1 protein-coding gene is annotated in these 1,527 nt (G+C 46.6%); it reads right to left on the reverse strand.

Going from position 1 to position 1,527, the window contains the following annotated elements:
* Positions 1–681: 681 nt before the first annotated feature.
* Positions 682–1,413 carry a hypothetical protein gene (locus tag ACTIE0_RS24290; RefSeq protein ID WP_006669161.1) on the reverse strand — a complete coding sequence of 244 codons (732 nt, stop codon included), beginning with the start codon at positions 1,411–1,413 and terminating at the stop codon, positions 682–684.
* Between the last annotated feature and the right edge of the window lie 114 nt (positions 1,414–1,527).

The raw sequence follows: 1,527 nt of genomic DNA on the forward strand, positions 1-1,527 counted from the left end.
ATTCGGAGCTGGAATCCTCACCGGGTAGTTATTTCGGGCATTTCAGCCCTATTTCATACCCGAACGTCTCGCACCATCCGCTTACACTTGTCACTACTGAGGTATCGACCATACTCTCAGAGCCTAAGAGGGATTACAACGTTCCGTTTATATGGGCATTCCATCTTTAGATTTGTCCTTTCCACCGGGGTACTTTTAAAGGTCTGTGTAGGTGATGTTACAATTACCCTACTTTTTCCCTAACTCTTTTGAGCGGAGCGTATCAACCTGTTTAGCTACTTAATCCTTATGGCGGTTCAAGTCGGAACATTCAGATTTCCTTAATCATGGATGGTTGGCAGTGGTCGCCTCTGGTAGTAGGTTCTACTTCACGCCTTCCGTTCCCCGCTTCAGTCCTGGGGTTATGATTCCCAAAACTGGGGGTGGCTATCGCGGTTACTCTCAACGCAATTGTTAAGAAATCGTTAAGATTTCCGATTTTGCGTTTTGACCTTGAGTTCCCTGCCTTGTTTTGTATATTTCTATACCAAGCTTTGGGACATATAAACAGTTATGGGGATGCTCAGAGGCGAGCCTCTTATATTCAACCAAGGGGCTGAAGTCCCCATCAGGCGGTTATTTCGGGTGTTTCTACCCTATTTCATGCCTGAACGTCCCGCACTGTATATCGATTATATCAACTTAGTCCGCCGAAAAGCGATCGCCTAAGCGATTACGTTCCATCAACTCGGTGATCTCCGACTTAGGTAATTCTGGCCGCGACTGAAACTCCTGGCTTTCCTGAGAATACTCGCAGGCGTGCGGCGCGGGGTAGAGTTCAACGGGTTTTGGTTTCCGGGGTCTAATATTATGGGGATGTACATCAAACCCGGTTACCAGTGGACCTTGATTAACAGAAACCGGGGGAAGTTCCACTGTCTGACGGGGAAGGTTCACAACTTGAGTATCAATAGCAGGTTCTGGGTCAGCCACAGTCGCCATTTCCTTATCAATAGCAGGTTCTGGGTCAGCCACAGTCACAGAAGCTACCGTCGAGAAAGTATAAAAAATCCTACCATCATCTGTTACCTCAAACTCAGCCGCAAATTCCAGCGCCTTTTGGTCGAGATAAGCCTGAACTTGGGGACCGGTAAGCTGAGTAGCCAAAGCCAGATCCAAAGGGGTGATCCGTCCTTCATGTTCCCGGATCAAAGCATAAAAAGCCTGATCCAGACTCTGTTGTAGGCGGCGAGACTGGTAGGAGTAGTATCGCCATAGCATCCAAACACCTACAAAAGAGGCGATCGCCAATAGCCAAGGAAAAGCCGTCCGCATGAGAAACAGTAAAAAAGCCACCGCCAGCAATAGAGATAAATACTCTCCGCCGCCGGGAGAATTGGGACTTGATTTTGGGGAAATCTGATTTTCGCTCATTCAAATAATGATTAAAGTTATGTTACATTTTTTATGAGAGGAGCATGATTTAATCTCAAATTAGGTTAACATTTTACGGCAATACGGTATAATACCAAGTATGGTGCGAGACCT

The sequence above is a fragment of the Limnospira sp. genome, assembly GCF_051859755.1.
Lineage (GTDB): Bacteria > Cyanobacteriota > Cyanobacteriia > Cyanobacteriales > Microcoleaceae > Limnospira > Limnospira fusiformis.

What these genes read in the sequence shown, in the direction of transcription:
- ACTIE0_RS24290 (WP_006669161.1), bottom strand. Translation starts at nt 1,413, where the DNA reads ATGAGCGAAAATCAGATTTCCCCAAAATCAAGTCCCAATTCTCCCGGC.